General features: G+C 35.3%; 17 protein-coding genes. 4 read left to right on the forward strand and 13 right to left on the reverse strand.

Annotated features, from left to right (window positions below; genetic code table 11):
- From Q0787_RS11535 to Q0787_RS11550, 4 genes are all read right to left on the reverse strand, one after another.
- Entirely contained in the window at nt 1-1,089 is a 1,089-nt protein-coding gene (locus Q0787_RS11535) for an amidohydrolase family protein (protein ID WP_298902834.1), read from the reverse strand.
- A gap of 71 nt (nt 1,090-1,160) precedes the next feature.
- Nucleotides 1,161-1,661 carry a GNAT family protein gene (locus Q0787_RS11540; protein WP_298902835.1) on the reverse strand — a complete coding sequence of 167 codons (501 nt, stop codon included), beginning with the start codon at nt 1,659-1,661 and terminating at the stop codon, nt 1,161-1,163.
- A 38-nt stretch (nt 1,662-1,699) separates the two neighbouring features.
- Nucleotides 1,700-2,701 (reverse strand): S41 family peptidase, encoded by a 1,002-nt coding sequence (locus tag Q0787_RS11545; protein ID WP_298902836.1) that lies wholly within the window; start codon nt 2,699-2,701, stop codon nt 1,700-1,702.
- A gap of 18 nt (nt 2,702-2,719) precedes the next feature.
- Complete coding sequence (locus Q0787_RS11550; protein ID WP_298902837.1) at nt 2,720-3,166, reverse strand: DUF1572 family protein; 447 nt, start codon at nt 3,164-3,166, stop codon at nt 2,720-2,722.
- A gap of 72 nt (nt 3,167-3,238) precedes the next feature.
- Between Q0787_RS11550 and Q0787_RS11555 the strand changes: the two genes are divergently transcribed.
- A complete protein-coding gene (locus Q0787_RS11555; RefSeq protein WP_298902839.1) occupies nt 3,239-4,444 on the forward strand; it encodes a multidrug effflux MFS transporter in 1,206 nt (401 codons plus the stop codon).
- 2 nt (nt 4,445-4,446) lie between these two features.
- On the opposite strand, the gene Q0787_RS11560 is transcribed toward Q0787_RS11555, so the two are convergent.
- The 9 genes from Q0787_RS11560 to Q0787_RS11600 form a co-directional block, all read right to left on the reverse strand.
- Nucleotides 4,447-6,837: a hypothetical protein gene (locus Q0787_RS11560; protein WP_298902840.1), complete on the reverse strand. Its 2,391-nt coding sequence runs from the start codon at nt 6,835-6,837 to the stop codon at nt 4,447-4,449.
- A gap of 15 nt (nt 6,838-6,852) precedes the next feature.
- Nucleotides 6,853-7,314, reverse strand: a complete 462-nt coding sequence (locus Q0787_RS11565; RefSeq protein ID WP_298902841.1) for a phage tail protein — start codon at nt 7,312-7,314, stop codon at nt 6,853-6,855.
- Nucleotides 7,315-7,352: 38 nt separating this feature from the next.
- A complete protein-coding gene (locus Q0787_RS11570; protein WP_298902842.1) occupies nt 7,353-8,837 on the reverse strand; it encodes a metallophosphoesterase in 1,485 nt (494 codons plus the stop codon).
- Nucleotides 8,838-8,916: 79 nt separating this feature from the next.
- Nucleotides 8,917-10,620, reverse strand: a complete 1,704-nt coding sequence (locus Q0787_RS11575) for a DUF6794 domain-containing protein (protein ID WP_298902843.1) — start codon at nt 10,618-10,620, stop codon at nt 8,917-8,919.
- A 56-nt stretch (nt 10,621-10,676) separates the two neighbouring features.
- Entirely contained in the window at nt 10,677-10,829 is a 153-nt protein-coding gene (locus tag Q0787_RS11580) for a hypothetical protein (RefSeq protein ID WP_298902845.1), read from the reverse strand.
- 47 nt (nt 10,830-10,876) lie between these two features.
- Nucleotides 10,877-12,784, reverse strand: a complete 1,908-nt coding sequence (gene acs / locus Q0787_RS11585) for an acetate--CoA ligase (RefSeq protein WP_298902846.1) — start codon at nt 12,782-12,784, stop codon at nt 10,877-10,879.
- Nucleotides 12,785-12,789: 5 nt separating this feature from the next.
- Nucleotides 12,790-14,520: a sodium:solute symporter family protein gene (locus tag Q0787_RS11590; protein WP_298902847.1), complete on the reverse strand. Its 1,731-nt coding sequence runs from the start codon at nt 14,518-14,520 to the stop codon at nt 12,790-12,792.
- Nucleotides 14,510-14,785, reverse strand: a complete 276-nt coding sequence (locus Q0787_RS11595; RefSeq protein WP_298902849.1) for a DUF4212 domain-containing protein — start codon at nt 14,783-14,785, stop codon at nt 14,510-14,512. Before Q0787_RS11595 ends, Q0787_RS11590 begins: the two co-directional genes overlap by 11 nt.
- On the reverse strand, nt 14,775-16,172 hold the full coding sequence (locus Q0787_RS11600) for a sodium:alanine symporter family protein (RefSeq protein WP_298902851.1): 1,398 nt from the start codon (nt 16,170-16,172) through the stop codon (nt 14,775-14,777). The genes Q0787_RS11595 and Q0787_RS11600 overlap by 11 nt, the downstream gene beginning before the upstream one ends.
- An 89-nt stretch (nt 16,173-16,261) precedes the next feature.
- On the opposite strand from Q0787_RS11600, the gene Q0787_RS11605 reads away from it, so the two are divergent.
- The 3 genes from Q0787_RS11605 (at nt 16,262) to Q0787_RS11615 (ending at nt 20,216) form a co-directional block, all read left to right on the forward strand.
- A complete protein-coding gene (locus tag Q0787_RS11605; protein WP_298902852.1) occupies nt 16,262-17,350 on the forward strand; it encodes a heparan-alpha-glucosaminide N-acetyltransferase domain-containing protein in 1,089 nt (362 codons plus the stop codon).
- Between the two features lie 3 nt (nt 17,351-17,353).
- The gene (locus tag Q0787_RS11610; protein ID WP_298902853.1) at nt 17,354-17,731 is read left to right on the forward strand and encodes a nuclear transport factor 2 family protein; all 378 of its coding nucleotides are present in this window, start codon (nt 17,354-17,356) and stop codon (nt 17,729-17,731) included.
- A gap of 172 nt (nt 17,732-17,903) precedes the next feature.
- Nucleotides 17,904-20,216 (forward strand): proprotein convertase P-domain-containing protein, encoded by a 2,313-nt coding sequence (locus Q0787_RS11615; protein WP_298902854.1) that lies wholly within the window; start codon nt 17,904-17,906, stop codon nt 20,214-20,216.
- Nucleotides 20,217-20,316: the final 100 nt, after the last annotated feature.

Below are 20,316 nucleotides of genomic sequence, written 5' to 3' on the forward strand. Positions count from 1 at the left end.
TTATTTAGGAAATAGGCTTTTATCCAAACCTGGAACAATGCGAAGTGCATTTTTATAATACACTTTTTTAAGCACTTCATCTGGCAGATCTAGGCCATACATTGGCCAAAATGCATGATATTTCTTATGATAAGGAAAGTACTCGTCCGCACTTTCCAAAACTCTAAAATAAGTTGGAAACTCATTGGGTTTCCAACTATCTTTTCCGAACAAAATGCGATCTTGATATTTTATAAAAAATGCTTTGGCAAATCGAGGTTGCCTCCCTAATTCAGCTATAATAGCACCAATTCCTACGTTCATATTTGGCATCTCATCTAACAACTTACCAAGATGTCCTAAATTATTTGCAAACCATCCCATATGTGCATTAATAAAAGTTGTTTTAGGGTGCGCTTTAAACATATTATGTTGCTCCTGAATAATCTGTTCCCAAGGTGCTGGATTATTAGCATCTCGCTTACGGCGAGGATGAGTTTTAAGTTCTAACCATCGCTCGTTATCTCCATCAAATTCATCCCAAAACGACTTTGGGTCTGCGGCATGAATTAACACAGGAATCCCAAGAGTGCCGCAGGTTTCCCAAATTGGATTCAATCTTGGGTCGTCAATAGCTAAACGCTTACCGTTAACATCTTTATTTCGCAGGCCTAAACTTTTATAAACTTTTAGACCACGAGCACCATTTTTTACATCTTGCTTTAACTGTGCAACTTTTTCTTCAATCCACCCCTCTGCTCCTGCTCCTTCGAAATTAATATTACAAAATACCACAAAGCGGTTAGGAAAGTTATTCTTAATATTTGCCACAGATTTTACGAGATCGTCTCCTGTACGACCGCTTAGATTAACCATGATTTTCATGTTTAGAGTATCCATTGCAGCCACTACAGGTCTTAGATTTTGAGTTGGCATTTGATATTGATGTCCATGAACATCGATAAAAGGAAATTTTGCCTTTTTAATAGGTTGACCAGGAACCACAAGAGTTGATTTTGGATTATACGCTTCGAATGACATTTCTTGCGAAAATGTTAGACATGATGTAGCAAGTAGCATAACTGCAAGTATGTGTTTTTTAGCTTTCATATTTGTAATTTATCTTCTAAAGTTATTAATCATAAATGGCAGACAGATAGATTTGGCATTGGTTTAACATCTTAAATAAAGACACGTCCGTAATAATTTAAATCTACAATGTCGCCTTTAGTTGTTCTATAGTCGTTGCGTATGGTACCCTCCAAATCGAAATTATTATTTAAGGCAACACGAATGCTTCCTGTATTCTTACTTCCTACACGACAGAGCAATTTTCTAAACTTATAAATTTCAGTAAGATAATCAATGACAATACCTACAGCTTTCGAGGTAATATTTTTCCCCGAATATTTTGAATCTATAAAATAACCTAATTCCGCCTTTGGTACATTCCAGTCGATATTTTTAACATCTACGAGCCCAACAAATGCGTTGGTATTGATGTCTATAATCATATAAGGAAAATATGTTTTGCTTTTGATACGTGTTTCAATCTCTTTACAATAAACAAGAGTATCATCTAACGTTCTAGTTTTAGAAACAGTTCCTGCAAAGAAGTCTTCGAGACGTACTCTATTATTATCTATTAAATTGAAAAAGGCCTCTCCTTCATTAGCCTGCAAAAGGCAAATTTTAAAATCGTCAAAAACCATAATACATTCTAATTCACAATCCAATTTATAGCTGTATCTAAAGTATTCTCTACCGAAGTCTCTATTTCAGGATCAATTTGTTCTCCAAATAGATTTAAATCTCTGTCGGCAAAATATGCCGTAGTAAGTACTAATTTACCTCCATCACTTAATACAAAAGGTGTATTTGCCGTTGATAAACCACAAGTTGCGTTTCCAAAAGTTCTTGTATTTGGCCTATTAATAAAACTCACAGCAATGGCCTCTCCAGAACTCGCTACACCGTTATCTAATAATACAGCCACTTTTGGATTTGGATTTATGAGTGTGTATGAGTTTGTTAATTCCATAACTACATTACCATCTAGTATCGACATCCCATTATCAAAACCAAAAGACATTTCAACGTCGTCGGCATCAACAAAATATCCAGATGTTCCGTTACCTAAAATTGGGCCAACTCCAGTAAGCATTGGCCACATATTACCTCCCGTATTTGCTCTCAAATCAACAATCCAACCTTCAACATTAGAGTGATCCTGCGCTATAATATCATCTTGAATATTTTGAGCAAACGTCATCCCATCAAGATTGCTAGAACCATTAAAGTTTGAAATTTTAACGTAACCTATATTATCAGGTACATCTACATTTGAAAATGACACGCCTTCACACATATTACTATGCGGATTGATGTAGCTTCCTGTAGACGTAATAAATAAACTGTGATTATCACCTAATAAGGCAATAGCCTTAGAAATTCCTGGATAAGTATCCTCTATTGTTTGGGCATTCACATCTAATTCCCCAAACGCTTCGTGACGCAACTGGTTCCAATCGACGGTATATTTATTAATTGAATTATTTTGCATAACAGCAATGACCTCGTTAAGGTAATTTCTCGCCACCAATGATATGTTGTTGGTGTTATCCGTTTCAGCCGATGTACCTGTTGCTCCTGCTGTAATTTCATTGTCACTGCACGAGAACATTACGGCTATTAGCAAAAAACAAACTCTAATTTTACTCATCATTTTACATTTCAATAGTTAGACATCCAATAACCGTCTGTGGTAATTGATCTGCCCTAAATGGTAAGATAAATGCATGGTTAAGTGGACAAGAAAATACTCTGTGGTCATCGTATCTTCAGATATACGTCTTTTATACTCCTTTTGCAAATCAGCTTCGGTTAATGTTTTTAGTACCTCCGAAACAACAACGATTGTATCATCAACTTGTTTGATTAGTGTTGCTCGAGGAACGTTTTTGAGAGAAAACTCCAATTCCCGCTGTCGCACATATCCAGAATTCCCTAAAGTTGCACCAATAAAATGATTGAGGTTTCCAACAAGGTGTAAACATAAATTTCCCGAACAATTGGAAATCCCTTTGGTAACCAACCATAGGTTTTTCTCATCCTGATAGGTGTTTATCTCTTTTTTTAAAGCGTTTAAATCTCTCGTAAATAGTTTGACTAATGTGTTTGTAAGCATTTTCAATTCAGTTATAAAATAATACTATAATTACACTATAAAAATAGTCAATAATTGACTTACTTTTGCTGCATGCAAAATAAACCAACCTTTAAAATTGAATTTATTGCGCTTATGGCGTCGTTGATGTCTATCGTCGCTTTGTCTATTGATGCTTTATTACCTGCATTGCCTGAAATAGGTAACGCTTTAAACGTAACTAACCCTAGTGATAATCAATTGCTAATCACAATGATTTTTTTAGGCTTAGGATTTGGTCAATTGGTATTTGGGCCATTATCGGATAGCTTCGGAAGAAAGCCTATGGTGTATTTCGGATTTGCCGTTTTTGTAATAGCCAGTATTATTTGTGTAACGACCGAAAGTTTAGAAATGATGATTGTAGGCCGCATTTTGCAAGGTGTTGGTCTGTCTTCACCTAGAACCATTGCTATTGCGATGACACGAGATACTTATAGCGGTGATTTTATGGCTAAAATATTATCCATTATCGTGATGTTTTTTATATTAGTTCCAATTGTTGCACCAGCGTTCGGGCAATTACTTTTAGATTACTTTAATTGGAAAGCTATTTTTAACGCCAACTTAATCATTGGTCTTATTATCATTCTTTGGTTTTGGAAGCGACAACCAGAAACTTTAGAAACCACAAATAGAATCAAATTCTCTCCTTCCATATTTATTTCAGGTACAAAAGAATTCTTAAAATTTAAAGAAGCTATAGCCTTTACATTAGTTTCTGGATTTATTACTGGGTCGTTTATGGTGTATCTAAGTACATCTCAGCAAATCTTTCAGGAGCAGTATCAATTAGGTGATGTATTTCCATATATTTTTGCAAGTACAGCGTTCTCAGTTGGTTTTGCTACGTTTACAAATAGCCGTTTAGTAATTCGATTTGGTTCATTCAATATTGCATATATGGCGACCATAGCTTATGCCGCCATATCTATTTTATATGTGGTCTTATTTTATTCAGGACACAATCCTAGTGTTGGTGTACTCATTACCTTTTTCTTGTTGCAATTCTTTGCTGTTGGTTTTCTCTTCGGAAATTTGCGTTCATTAGCCATGGAGCCTTTGGGTCATATTGCAGGTATTGGTGCTGCAATTAATGGTTTTGTATCCACAGTTATGGCTGTTCCAATAGCCAACTACATCGGGAGTTTTGTAAAAACGTCTGTACTTCCCCTCTTTATTGGGTTTTCGATTTTTGGCATCTTGTCTTTAGTTGTATTTTTAGTGGTAAAACGCAGACGTAGATTGATAAATACATAAAATCAATGATACATTAATACGCTATCTAATTGCTTTTTAACCTCTTCCTGATTGAGCCTAAACTCTAAGGAACGTACAGCGGCTCTAGATAAATAACGTCCTAATGGAATAACAGGTTCTATAGTGCCATCACTCTCCGATAAGGTTTGAATCATTCTAGTAATAGACGTGTTATCTACCGGAATCTCCACACGTTTTGATTGTATGGTAATGACATTTGTATAGGTTTTTTCACTTTGTTTTGGGTGCGCAAAGGTGGCGTTAGCAATCGTAGATAAAGGTGCTAACAACTGACTACTATACACAACTTTATCTGGTTGCTCGGAATAATTAGAAAGGACTAAATTCTTAATGACATACTTCTTACTAAACGTACTGTCTATACGGCTTACAGAATCTAAAGCCCTAACCAATGCAACCCTAAGACGCTCTGCAACCTCTCCTCCTACATTATTGTAATAGCCTGCATCTCCAAACTGCCCAACATCAGTAATTCTCGCAGACGGACTTACATAAGGAAAACGCGCATTCATTGACATCGCAGTTGAACGTTTAATCATCCTATCCTGATTAGGATAGACCGCTAAAAGGTCTTTAAAAACGCCCATATTATGGGTGTCTGACGCTACTGAAACTGGGCTAATCACAACGCGTTCACCAGATTGCAATTCGGTGACATTGGTGATAATTAGCGGACGAATATATCTATGTTCTCCTACCTTTGGCATTAGATCTAGATAGGCCGCTCCAAGTGGATTACCATCACGCTCAAATGTCTCTTTAAACTGATCTTCCCACTGAAATTCCAATAACGCTCCTCGATCATAAAACACACCAATATCTGTAATATTTTTAAACAAATCTCTTCCCATAACACTAGCCACAGAACTCGACAAATAATCTTGGTTATAAATCGTACTCGCACGATATTCAAAACCAGAGTCATCATCATCACAATTATAACCTGGAGACCAACTAGAATATCTTAACGGTTTGGCACTAGAGTTTTCTAACAGCTCATAAGCCTGTGTGTAAAACATATTGTTTCCAACTCCTCCTCCAGAAGCTCCACTCATTCCAAATAGATGTTTTTCAAAATAATCTGGATTATTATCAAATAGATAGCTCTGCACTAAGAACGACCAAAGCCCGGCTCTAGAACCACCACCTTCAGCAGATACGATAATAATAGGAAACGGTTGCGTTGAATCTTGTGTCTTTATAAGTTCCATTCGATCTTGAACCCATCTCGCACTATAAGCATTGAGACTAAGACGTTCAGATGGTTTATGCTTTATGACATCTGTTGACGAGGCTTCGTAATGATTAAAATTCTCTTTGTTGGCGTTATAAATCGCCAAACAAACAGCAATCAATAATACCAAACCAAGAACTGGTAATTCTAAACGACTTCCTATTATTTTAAGAATGTTGAACGTAGCATAAATACCTATAACGCATATCATTATAATTGATATCGGCGTAAAGACTTTTAAGCCCATAGGGTTAAAGAATAAAATGAAATAGGAAATTAATATAATACCTATAAATGCAATAATAAGTTTGCCTCCAATTTTTCGTTTTATATAGAGAATATAGCTGTTATAGGACAAACTTATTGTAAGAAATAAAACAGCGAGTAACACAAGAGCATAGAATAATCGATAAGAATCCCCTTTTGTTCCTCCTCTATTCAAAAACCCAAGAATAACAATGAGAATAAACGATATAACAGTAATAACAATGGGACCATATTTGGCAACTTTAGGAACCCGCGAAATTAGAGATAGAACCCATTTTGAAATACTTTGATTGAGCATTAATAACATCAAAACAAGGACAACGATAAAACTCCAGTCGCCACCAATTACAATACTTTCGCCATTATAGACTTCGGAAAATGTATGATTAATGGCAAAAGCGGCGACTAGGATTAGAATGGAACCCAAAACTTTGGGAAACACGCGTCTTATATACTGTCCTCGACCTTCTTTAAATTCACTGGTTTGAGCGAGTTCATGGCCATTTCGTTGCGCATCAACAAATACTTCTTTAGCATCTTTTGGCAATTGTAAATATTTAGATCTTTTGTTTTGATACATAGGAAACGCACCCTTTTTAGTATATAAAATATCGGGTGGTGAAAAATAATCTCCTGTAGCGCTTATAAAAAATGCAAATACTATTAATGATGTAAAGAACATTGGAACAGCCAACCAATGATTACAGGTTTGATTTAAAACCAAAATGAGATCATTTATTTGAGGAACATACCATAACATTATAAAAATCAACATTATAAAAATGATGGACATCATTCGGTTTTGCATTTCCTTAATCAGAAATACAAACCACGAACTAATTTTTTCTGTAGGAGCTGAAATATATTTCATAGTACATTGATTTGGTTATTTATTTGAAATGACGAGTTTTTCATGTGCAATTTCGAGCGAATCAATTGCGACTTCATTCCCATCAGATTTTAAGTCGGTACTGGTAATCTTTGTAGGCCATGCATTATGAAGCGTCCATTTCATTGTAACGCTCCCCTTTTCATCTAGTAATTTTATAGTGACTGTCCGACGCTTAATCGTATTCATAGCAATCTCTGCGTGCCAATCCCAAAACGTACGATCATTTAGAACAACGCCACGTTTCATGGTGACATTGCCATATTTAACAATTCCTGGCATTTTTTCAGTCGAAAACAATTTACTATTACTTTTTCGATATTCGATGATTTGATTTTCAACATCCATTCCAGAAACTTCCTGAAAGGCAACGCCTTTTAATTTTGTTCCTAAATCGACTTCAAACCTAAAATTTGGCAATGGCCATAAATCACTTTCGGTACTCCTTTGTTGTGCCATAATTCTATCTAAAATTTATTCATTTAAGTTACTAAACACTATTTAGACCACCAAACCGCTTTAGGTTTAGGGTTAGCGTTAGACACTTCGTAGAAGGTTTCTTTAATATCGGAGCCATTTATATCGATAACTGCAAAGCCATTGAGTACGCGCTCTCTTTGTGATAATGTAGGATGGCTAGCGTCTAAAGGTGTGTGCGAATAATATTCTAACTCGTCTCTCATTATTTTCTGTCCTCCCTTTTTGGTATAAAACCCTGAACCGTTGCCAAATGGAATTGACGCATGGCCACAGCATCGGAATTGAGGTGTTTTTCCTGTAGTTGACTTTGGTATTTTAGTATTTGGAAAACTTAATTTATCTGTGTTATAAACAATGCCATTATGAACATGTCCCCAATACCACATGTCTGGCATATTTCCATCTAAACACTCTTTAACCTGGTCCCATAACTTGGTATTTACAGTGAAGTTATGATCCTTAATACCAATACCATTATGATGCGTCATTAAGAAAATTGGTTTTCCTTGCTTTGAGAGATCGTTTAAAAATTTATACTGATAGCTCGTCTTTTTATCTTTGTATAGAGAGCCTTCCATATACAAGGCACTATCATCAAAATAGGCAGAATCCAACCCAACAAGAATCCAATCACCAATATCTATTGAAAAAAAAGTGCGCCCAAGTTGCTCTGAAAAGAGCTGACTTTCTAAAGCCACATCGTACAATCCATTGGCTCCGTCATACATCTCATGATTGCTATTCATGGTATACAACTTCCCAAGTGATTTCCCTTTGAGAAGACCTAAAAGATTATTGCGTTCTTCATTTGAAGTTCCTGCATAGTAAACGTCTCCTAAATGAATAACATAATCTGGCTTCAAAGCCTCAACGCCCTCTATAACCAATTGAGCAGGTGCTTTAGGTAAATCTCCATCTTTCCAAGCCCCTGTTCCCCAATCTCCAATAATGGCTATTTTAGCATTTAAAGGAGGTAAGACCGGAGTTTTATTATTCTTAATCTGAGGGTTAGGTTTTACAACAAATGAATGTACGCCATATGGATCGATGTATTTATAAAACGCATAATACAATAACACCACCGTCCACATGACATCTAATTGGCAATATTTTGACATAAAATAGAGTGTACCGTCTTCAGCAACTAAAAAGTCTAAGATAGAATTAAAAATGGACTCTAGAGAGGTCTTGTCATCTGTTAACGGCAAGTTTATTTTACTCTGCGGTAAACCTAATGCCCTAATGTTAGACGTTAAATACCCTTCATCAATTAGGAAGTTAATAATAAACAAAGACAGCATATTCTCCATGTCATGGATATAGCCTTCAGTTTTATAGGTTTCATTTAAATGATAACTTTCGCATTTCTGTAAATACGACCAAAAGTCTTTTAAACTTTTATCTAAAGCTGAATTTACATTGGTTGATTTTGTAGAATTGAACAAAGCGTTAACTTCTTCTAACTTTTCAAGGTCCTCTTTGGAGAAGGTGAACAGACTCATAACTTATTGATTTTTAGACTATCAAGGTCTAAATAAAATCAACACAAAACAATAGGTATATTTACGTGTTTTGTAATTATTAATTGTCTTCAAAGAACTCTTGTCTCGAAAAACGCGAATCATTTATAATAGATTTATAAAGCGCATTTGTCTCGTCATTAGTGTCTCTAAGCAATGATAACATTAGACTCCATTCTCTAGGAACTGTTAAGAATTCTTTTTCCTGAATTTTCCAGTACCAATTATAAAGAAAGACCTTATCCTGAACAAAATTGTATTTTATTAAGGCTTCAATAATGGCATTTCTTGTAAAAGAGCCATGATCTGGTATCTTTTCAAATTCTGGTGAAAACACAGTTTTTGCCCTATCTAAGTCGATTTGCACCAAAAGTTCAGCTATATAATATTGCATTGCCCATGAGATAAAACGATTATCCCAATAGTACTTGACTATATTGAAAATTTCATCGCTATTGGGATGTGCCAAGATCCTCTCCTTTTGGGTAGCTAGTAGAAAGCTTACAACGTATTTATAATCCAATAAATCTTCGGTTTTCAAAGTGGTTTCATACTTAATAATTGTTGAAGGACTTAACATATCATATAAATCGGCAGCAGGTATATGATCTGCGATATCAGAAAGCATATGAAGCGCTCTCATCACATTTTTATTGTATTCTGAATCTAACGAATTATAGGCTCTTTTTTTGATGGATTCATCATAAGGTTCCTTATCAAAGTCTTTATTATTGAACGCTGTAAAAGCCATTAAACTATCAACAATGCCGTCATAAGAATTGTAACGATAAGCTAAGCCGCTATTATGCTCATCAATGTCATAATACTGATTTGTGAGAATAAGAATTTCTAAAAATTTTCGAGGCATTTTTAATAAACGCTCAAAATCATCGGTATTCATTTCGCTGGCATATTTCCAACGTATAAGGTAATTGCTATCTCGAAGTTGCATCCATTGGTTATAATCGTCAAGAGATAAAAATTCTCGTTGATATAACATCCCATAGCAATTTAAAGCCAATTCTTGAGATGTTAATGATCTCAATTTAGATACTGTTCTTTTTTCTTCTGAATTAACAACAAATTCAGGTAAGTGTATATCATCATACTCCAAATGTGTTAGTTTTTGTTGCAATTTGTCATCAACAATATCGAGGTTTTCTTTGGTTTGAGATAAAAATAGTAAAGCCAAACTATTCAATTCGTTTTCCCCTTTTATGATTTTCTTGGCTTCATTATTTAGATTAAACCATCGCTCTTCATTATCCCAATATTCCCATTGTTTATAAACCCATGATGGCAAACTCAACATCAATCTATTATCATTGTTTTTCTTAGCCAATTGTATCGTTTCAAGTATTCTTATGAAATAAACGTTTGTATCTAATTTTGAAAAATCAATGCTATCAATATCGGCGTTAAGTTTTTTCCAAACCCCTTCAATAATAAATTGAGATGCACTTTCTGGATGAATAGAATCTGAACCAAGGTTTTCGGCACATGATTTTAGTAGTTCTCTGTTACCTCCCCAAAGATTAAGACTAGCTCTAATTTTTGCCCCCCAATGTCTATGGAACATTATTAAGTCGTTAAATGGAACATTTTTAACATATACCCTATTGTCTTCATCCATTAAATTATAGATGTAAGTAACAGCTTCCAAATAAGTTTCTGGTTGTTGAGTAGGGACATTTGATGGTAATGCCGAACATGAATAATTAAAAACAAAAGAAATATGAAGAAATAGAACACATTTGAATTTCATAGTATGGCTAGCTTCTTTAAGCTAAACGATAAAAACATTGCTTTCTTATTGAATTCTTATTTCTTTTCTTCTTTAGATTTTATAATAATAGACTTTAAGCGTGTTTTTCGAAGTTCTTTTTCGGCCTTAATTCTATTCTTTTTTTGAGCAATCAGTTTTGAATGCTTTGCTTTATTTTTCCCGTTCTTTTGTCCTTTAGGTTTAGGCATAATACCAAATTGAATGTGTGCTTAGGTGTTATTTAAATCTTATTATCTTACAGTGCATTATCCATAATACTTTGAACAACTTCCGGATTTAATAATGTGCTAATATCTCCTAAATTATCGGTGTCTTTATGTGCTATTTTTCGAAGAATTCGACGCATAATTTTCCCACTTCTTGTTTTTGGTAGCCCATTAGTAAACTGTATTTTATCTAACTTAGCAATTGGACCAATTTGTTCGGTAATAATTTGATTTATCTCATTTCGAACATTATCGTGTTTTCTTCCTTCTCCAATATCCTTTAGAGTGACATAACCATACAAGGCATTCCCTTTTATATCGTGAGGAAATCCTACAATTGCACTTTCAGCCACCGCAGGATGCTCATTAATCGCATCTTCAATAGGAGCTGTTCCTAGATTATGACCAGAGACAATAATAACATCATCTACGCGTCCAGTAATTCTATAATAGCCTACTTCATCACGCAAGGCACCATCTCCCGTAAAATACATTTGATTAAACGCTGTAAAATACGTGTCTTTATAGCGCTGATGATTTCCCCAAATAGTACGAGCCATACTAGGCCAAGGGTATTTTATACACAAACGACCATCAACTTGATTACCTTGAATTTCCTCGCCATTTTCATCCATTAATGCTGGTTGAATACCAGGGAATGGCAATGTTGCATAGGTTGGTTTTGTTGGTGTCGAAAAGGGAATCGGAGTTATCATAATGCCGCCCGTTTCGGTTTGCCACCAAGTATCTACAATAGGAGCTTTCTTTTTACCAACATTATCATCGTACCAATGCCATGCCTCTTCGTTAATAGGTTCTCCAACCGTACCTAAAACTTTTAACGATGATAGATCATATTTTTCTAAATGTTCAACTCCTTCTTTAGCTAAAGCTCTAATGGCAGTGGGCGCTGTATAAAACTGAGTAATTTTATGTTTCTCTACAATTTCCCAAAACCTCCCAAAATCGGGATAACTTGGTACGCCCTCAAACATTACAGTCGTAGCCCCATTTGCTAATGGGCCATAAACGATATAACTATGTCCAGTTATCCATCCTATATCAGCAGTACACCAGTACACATCATTTTCTTTATATTGAAATACATTTTTAAACGTATAAGCACTATAAATCATATAACCTGCTGTAGAATGTACCATACCTTTAGGTTGCCCTGTTGATCCTGAAGTATATAAAATAAATAATGGATCTTCAGCATTCATTACTTCTGGTGAAAAATCGACATAAGCCTCATCTAATAGTGGTTGTAGCCACAGATCTCTACCTTCTTTCATCGTAACATCAGAATCAATACGCTTAACAACTAAAACGGTATCAACTGATTCGCAATTTTCTAAGGCATCATCGACAATTCCTTTGAGGTCTATGGTCTTAGCTCCTCTATAAGACCCATCACTCGTAATAACCATTTTGCAATCTGCATCATTGATTCTTGTTGCCAAAGCGTGGGCAGAAAAGCCTGCAAAAACGACCGAATGAATTGCACCTATACGAGCACAAGCTAATACAGAAACTGCCAATTCAGGAATCATTGGTAAATATATACATACGCGATCTCCTTTATTAATACCATGCTCTTTAAGAACATTTGCAAATCGGCACACACGTTCATGCAATTGCTTATATGTAATATGTAGTGCTTCTTCGTCAGGATTGTTAGGTTCGAAGAGAATCGCCGTTTTATCTCCACGAGTATATAAGTGTCTATCAATGCAATTTTCGGTAATATTCAATTGACCGCCTTCAAACCATTTCACCTCAGGTTTAGAGAAATCCCAGCTTAAAACCCTATTCCATTTTTTACGCCACATGAAATGTTCTTCAGCAATTTCTTCCCAAAACACTTCAGGATTTCTAACAGATTTACGATAGACTTGAAAATATTCTTCTAAATTTTTAATATGGTAATTACTCATATATTTTAATGATTTATGGGCGCTCCTGCTTCTGAAGGGATCCTAATATCCTCAACAATTTTTTGAACATGACCAGGAGGGGCTTTTGTAAATTTCATAACACTAATTGATACAATAAAATTAAGCAACATTGCTATACTACCAAAACCTTCAGGTGAAATTCCAAACCACCACTCGCTTTTATCTGGCAATACCTCATCAAACCAGCCTAGTTTGTATTTCATCATATACAACAACATGGTGACGATACCAACTATCATTCCTGATATTGCGCCTTCTTTATTCATTTTTTTATAAAATATACCTAATATAATTGCTGGAAAAAACGAGGCGGCAGCAAGACCAAAGGCAAGTGCCACAACAGCCGCTACAAAACCAGGTGGATTAATACCGAAATACCCAGCAACACAAACTGCTCCTATGGCAGATAGTCTCGCTGCTCGTAATTCTCCTTTTTCTGTTATTTTTGGATTGATTACTTTTTTGATAAGATCATGAGATACAGATGCCGAAATCACTAATAACAAACCAGCAGCAGTAGACAAGGCCGCTGCCAAGCCTCCAGCTGCGACTAGAGCGATTACCCAATTAGGTAGTTTTGCAATTTCTGGGTTTGCAAGAACCATAATGTCCCTATCAACAACAAGTTCGTTTTTCGCTTCATTTGCTAAATATTGAACTTTTCCATCGTTATTTTTGTCAGTAAATGAAATTAGTCCGGTTGTTTCCCATTTTTTAAACCATTGAGGCATTTCGGCATATGGCTTATCAGATATAGTTTCAATCATATTTGTTCTTGCAAAAACAGAAACAGCGGGAGCTGTACTATATAAAATTACAATTAACAATAGTGCAATTCCAGCCGATTTTCGAGCATCCTTAACTTTTTTCACAGTAAAGAACCGAACAATAACATGAGGTAATCCTGCAGTACCAACCATTAATGCCAAAGTAATTGCAAATACATCAATTGTTGATTTTGTGCCTTCTGTATATTCTGAAAAACCGAGCTCAGTACTTAAACCGTCTAATTTATCTAATAAATACATCCCAGAGCCATCATTTAACTCTGCTCCAAATCCTAATTGTGGTATTGGATTCCCAGTCATTTGAATCGAGATAAAAATTGCTGGCACCATAAACGCAAAAATGAGAACACAATATTGTGCAACTTGCGTATAAGTAATTCCTTTCATTCCTCCTAAAACAGCATAAAACAAAACGATAAGCATTCCAATAATAACACCTGTTGTAATATCTACTTCTAAAAATCGGGAAAACACAATACCAACGCCTCTCATTTGTCCCGCTACATAAGTAAAAGACACTAATAATGCGCAAACAACAGCGACAATTCGAGCCGTGTTAGAATAGTATCGGTCTCCAATAAAATCTGGAACTGTAAATTTTCCAAACTTTCTTAAGTATGGTGCTAATAATAAGGCAAGGAGTACGTATCCGCCAGTCCATCCCATGAGGTAAACTGCACCATCATATCCTGCAAACGAAATAATTCCTGCCATGGATATAAATGAAGCTGCGCTCATCCAATCGGCGGCAGTTGCCATTCCATTTGCTAAAGGAGACACACCACCTCCAGCAACATAAAAATCTTTTGTTGAACTAGCTCTAGACCAGATGGCAATTCCAATGTAAAGTGCAAAAGTTAACCCTACCAATATATAAGTCCAGTTTTGGACATCTAAAAGCAATAGCATAGAAAGCTTACTCGTCATAACCATATTTTTTATCAAGTTTATTCATGATTCTTACGTAAACAAAAATGAGTATTACGAAAACGTACATCGCTCCCTGTTGGGCAAACCAAAACCCCAGTTTAAATCCGCCAATTTTAATCGTATTTAATTCATCTTTAAAAACAATTGCTGCGCCGTAAGAAACTAAGGCCCATATAGCTAAGAGAATACTAACATACTTTATGTTTTCTCTCCAATACGCTTTAGCTTTATTAGGTTTTTTGACATTTTTATTATCGTCCATTAGATTTTTTAGTTTTTAATTTATGTGTATAAACTTTTAATTCTTTAACAACTTTAGGAGCTAAGATAATTGTGGCAATCATTGTAGGAATAGCCATAAAAGCAAATATACCATCAATAAAATTAATCATGACTTCAAACTTCGTTGTGGCTGCCAATATAATGCTCAAAATATAGATGTAATTATAATAATGTTTATTATGAGCTCCTGCTAAAAACGACATGCATTTTTTACCATAATAGGCATAAGAGAAAAGGGAAGAAATACTAAAAATAAATACACATATCATGAGTAAATATTGCCCAAATCCCGGCATTGCGTTTTGAAAAGCGGACGCTGTCAAACTTACCCCGTTAAGGTCTCCAGTTTTCCATACTCCTGTTACCAATATAGCCAAAGCTGTAAGTGTACAAACGATTAGCGTGTCAATCACTGGTCCTAACATAGCCACTAATCCTTCACGTACTGGTTCATCTGTTTTTGCTGCTCCATGTGCCATTGGAGCCGTACCAATACCTGCTTCATTTGAAAACGCTCCACGTTTAATCCCTAAAAGGATTAGAGCACCTAAAACACCTCCTAGCACATCTCTATAATTTTCTTCTTTTAAATGACTAGGCTCAAAAGCATCAGAAAAAATCATAAAGAAATATTTAGGCACTTCAGTATAGTTTAAACAAAGTATGATTAATACTAATATGAAATATAATATCACCATAGAAGGTACCATCTTAGAGGCAATATTGCTTATCCGTTTTAAACCTCCTAGAATGACCACAGAAGTTACAACAACTAAAATAGCGGCTATAATAAGGTTAGTCGAAAAGCTAACGTCTACTCCATTTGGGATAAGTATAATATCATTTATTGCTTGCTTTAATTGATTCACATTAACAACAGGCAAAGCTCCTAACATTCCGAAGAAAGAAAACATAATAGCCAAAAACTTCCAATGTTTGCCTAGTCCCTCTCTTATAAAATACATTGGGCCACCTTGTAAATCGCCATTGCTATCTTTTCCTCGATACATAATGGCAAGCGTAGACGTAAAAAATTTGGTACTCATTCCAACAATAGCACTTACCCACATCCAGAACATGGCTCCGGGTCCACCAATAGCTATTGCCAGAGCAACACCAGAAATATTACCCATACCGATGGTTGAAGACAAAGCAGTCGTTAATGCCTTAAAATGACTAATTTCTCCAGGATCATTTGGATCGTCGTATTTTCCGCGTAATACTTTTATGGCATGTCCAAAATATCTGAATGGCAAAAAACGGGAAAGCACCAATAAATACAGTCCGCCACCAATTAGTAAAATAAGAAGCGGAATGCCCCAAGCTAGCGAAGAAAATTTTTCTGAAATTGTATTTAATTGTTCCATCGATACTTACGAATTCGTCACCTAAGATATTACTTTCTATTTAGTGAAGCTTAAAAATTAAAGGTATATTTATACAAACCAACCAACTCTTGAAAATCAAACGACTCTTTTTTATTGATGCCGTTCGTGCCTTCGCAATTTTAATGATGCTACAAGGGCATTTTATTGATACACTTCTCAATCCAATTTATAGAAATCAATCTAGTCTTATTTATCAAATATGGCATTATTTTAGAGGTATCACTGCTCCAACTTTCTTTACTATCTCAGGTCTTGTGTTTTTATATTTATTATTACGAGCCAGACATAAAGGAGATGACCGATTTAGAATAAGGAAGGGATTATATAGAGGGTTATTACTCATACTAATTGGCTACTTACTGCGAGTTGATATCTTTGGATGGTTTCGAGGCGAATTTAAAACATATTTCTTTGTTGTAGATGTTTTGCAATGCATTGGACTATCACTCATTTTATTAATAGGTTGTTATGTACTATTGCGGAAGCATATAAAACTTTTAGCAGCTTTATTCTTAACATTGGGCTGTTTAAGTTTCTTAACTGAACCCTTGTATCAATCACTTGATTTAAGCGATGTTCCAATAGCATTTGCCAATTACATGACAAGAAGTTATGGTTCTATCTTTACTATTTTACCTTGGTTTGGTTACACAGCTTTTGGAGGTTTTCTTGCTACAATATTCTTCTCTCAAGCCCACAAAGAAAAGTTTAGATTGGTCACGGTTATTTCTTTCTTTATAACCGGATTCCTGCTTATTGAATACTCTTCATGGTTTTTAATGCGCTTACATTACTGGACCGATATTCAGTTATTTAAATCGTCTGCCTATTTTAATTACCTCTTTACACGCTTCGGAAATGTGCTTCTATTATTTGGTGTTTTTTATGCGGCTGAGCCTTATTTAAAAGGTTTTTTGATTGGGAAAATCGGACAAAAAACCCTATCCATTTATGTTATACACTTTATTATCATCTTTGGAAGTTTTACTGGATTAGGGCTTAAACATTTTTATTACAAATCTTTAAATCCAACTCAAGCCATACTAGGAGCAATTGTCTTTATACTTGTGGTCTGTTTTATATCATTTCATTATGTAAAAACAAACGCATTTATCTATAAAGGGGTTAGGAAACTAATAAGGACCATTAAAAATTAAATTATGAATTTAGAACAAAACAAAAGCAACGCTATCGCATTTTACAGAATGGCATATGAAGGTAAACCACAAAAGGCAATAGACACTTATGTAGGAAAAGAATACATTCAACACAATCCAGATGTTGCCGATGGGTTACAAGGCTTTGTTGATTATTTTGACCGTATGCAAAATGAATATCCTAACAAATCTATTTCATTTGTTAGGTGCATTGCTGAAGACAATCTGGTTGCATTACATACACATCAGATATGGCCTGGAAACGATCAATATGTGACTATGGATTTTTTTAGGTTTGATCTCAATGGAAAGATCTGCGAACATTGGGATGCTATTCAACAGATTCCTAAGACGTCGGCTAACCCCAATACTATGTACTAAATTCTAGAGTAAAATCTTCAATTTACAACAAGCTACAAAGCCGCGTGCAATTTCATAACTACGCATGATTTTCGCATTTTAAATAGCAATGTGATTAAATATTAAAAGTTTTTTTAGGGTAAATTCAATTATACATGTTAATAATAGTATAAACCTAAAAATTTAACTATTGATGAATCCAAAACTACCCCTTTTAGTGCTGTTCCTATTTATAGGAACTTTAGTTCATGCGCAACGTTCATGTGGCATGGTGGAGCTTATGCAAGAAAAAATGCAAGATCCAGAATATGCTCGCCAGTATAAGCTGACGCAGGCTAAATTTAAAGCCCAGCTGACGCAAAACTTGCAAATAAATCAAGCTCAGCGAAGAATGGAACCTATTATAATTCCCGTAGCTGTTCACTTCCCTTCAGGTCAAGAATCTGACCGCGCATGTTTGGAAGCCTTAGCTCAAAATCAAATTGACATTTTAAATGAAGATTTTAATGGTGCCAATGCAGATATTTCAGGTTGGACTGCTGCTGCGCCATTTTATACAAGTACAAATACAACCACAGGTAATGCAAACTTTTTATTCTGTATTGCTACAATGAATCATCCTACAGGATTAGACGCTGAAATGGTAGAAGGTGGTCCTGCTGTAACTATTGGATACAATTTTGGTAATGGTGGAGAAACAGATGCTAATTGGAGTGGTTATATGAATTTCTTAGTCAAAGATATTGGAGCAGGATTATTAGGCTTTTCTCCGTTAGGAGGTAGTATTGCCAATGGAGATTCTGTTACAATGAACTTAGGTGCTTTTGGTTCTGGTGCTGGTTGCCCAAATTCTGGCATTGTTCCTGGAGCACCTTTTAATTTAGGTAGAACTGTTACTCACGAATTGGGTCATTTCTACAATTTAGATCACGTATTTACAGGAAGTTGTGCTACTGATGATGGTATAGCAGATACACCAAATCAAAGTAATCCAAGTGGTGGATGCCCAACTTTAGGTGCATCGCCTGCCTGTGTTAATGGTGAACAAAGATTATTTCAAAGTTTTATGGACTATACGGATGATGCTTGTATGATTATGTTTAGTAATGGGCAAACAACCGTTGCCGAAGCCTACGTGATGTCTATACAATCTACATTTAAGCCAAACGTTGTAAGTTGTAGTGCTTCTCCAGATTTCGTGATTGCAGCAGAAAATGCCACAGAATATAGCTGTGAATCAACAAACTCAACCAGTTATACAATAAATTATACCGCTACAGGTGGAAATACGGATCCAACAACGTTTTCAGCATCTAATTTGCCATCAGGAGTTACGGCTACATTTAGCCCTACATCTTTAAACGATTCTGGAACAACAACATTAACTCTAAATAATTTGGGTGGCGTTTCTTCGGGAAGTTATACTATTTCTGTCACAGGTACAGGTGTTGTAACAAAATCTATTGACGTCGATTTAATAATAGAAGGTGCGGCACCAAACGCTCCTGGATTAACAAGTCCTGCGAATAATGCAACGGATATTGCTTTAATTTCTGATTTAGTTTGGGCAGCTTCAGCAGAAGCTACAAGTTATACAATTGAGCTTTCTACCAATGTTGGTTTTTCTGCCATTGTTGCATCTAACACATCTGCTAATACAACATTTACAACTCCAGAACTAACATCTAATACTCAATATTTTTGGCGTGTAAAAGCAGAAAACAGTTGTGGTGATTCTTCATATTCATCAATTAGAAGGTTTACAACGGCCGATGTCCTTTGTACAACGTTTAATTCAACCCAAAATAATTTAAACATACCAAGCGCTGGCGCTGCAGAACATGTTGTAACATCTACTTTAAACATTACCGATGATATTACAATTTCTGATATTAATATTACTATAGATATTGATCACACTTGGGCTGGAGACATGGAATTAGTTCTAACCTCTCCTAATGGAACTTCAGTAGTATTATTAGCAAATAGTACATGTGATGATGGTACAAATGACATAAACGTTACGTTTGATGATCAAGCTGCTGGTCCTGTAGCATGCAGTACTTCTGCTCCAGCTGTTGGAGGCACAATTCAACCAGCCGAAGTATTATCTGCATTTAACAATGAAAGTGCATCTGGTGATTGGGTTTTAACCATGACAGATGGTTTCCCAGCTGAGGATGGTGGTACATTCCAAAGTTTTAATTTAGAAATATGTGGTACATCAAGTTTAAGTGTTGAAGATTCAAATTTATCTGACTCTTTAGCAATCTGGCCAAACCCAGCAAAAGAAGAACTTAACGTATCGTTTAGTACATTAAACAATAAAGATGTTAATATAAAATTATACGACTTAAGAGGTCGTGTGATAAATAAATATACCTACACAAACAATGGTGGATTATTTAATCAACGTTTACATTTTGGGAACCTAGAAAGTGCCGTTTACATTTTGAGCATTGAGAATGATGGTCAAGTCGTAAACAAACGCATTATTATAGAATAGTACGTATTTGCTCATATTAAATAATTAATCATGAAAAGGCACCAAATTTGGTGCCTTTTTTTTTATTACAATTGATGGCACGATTATAGTGGCCTATGTA

This window comes from uncultured Psychroserpens sp. (assembly GCF_947492715.1).
GTDB lineage: Bacteria > Bacteroidota > Bacteroidia > Flavobacteriales > Flavobacteriaceae > Psychroserpens.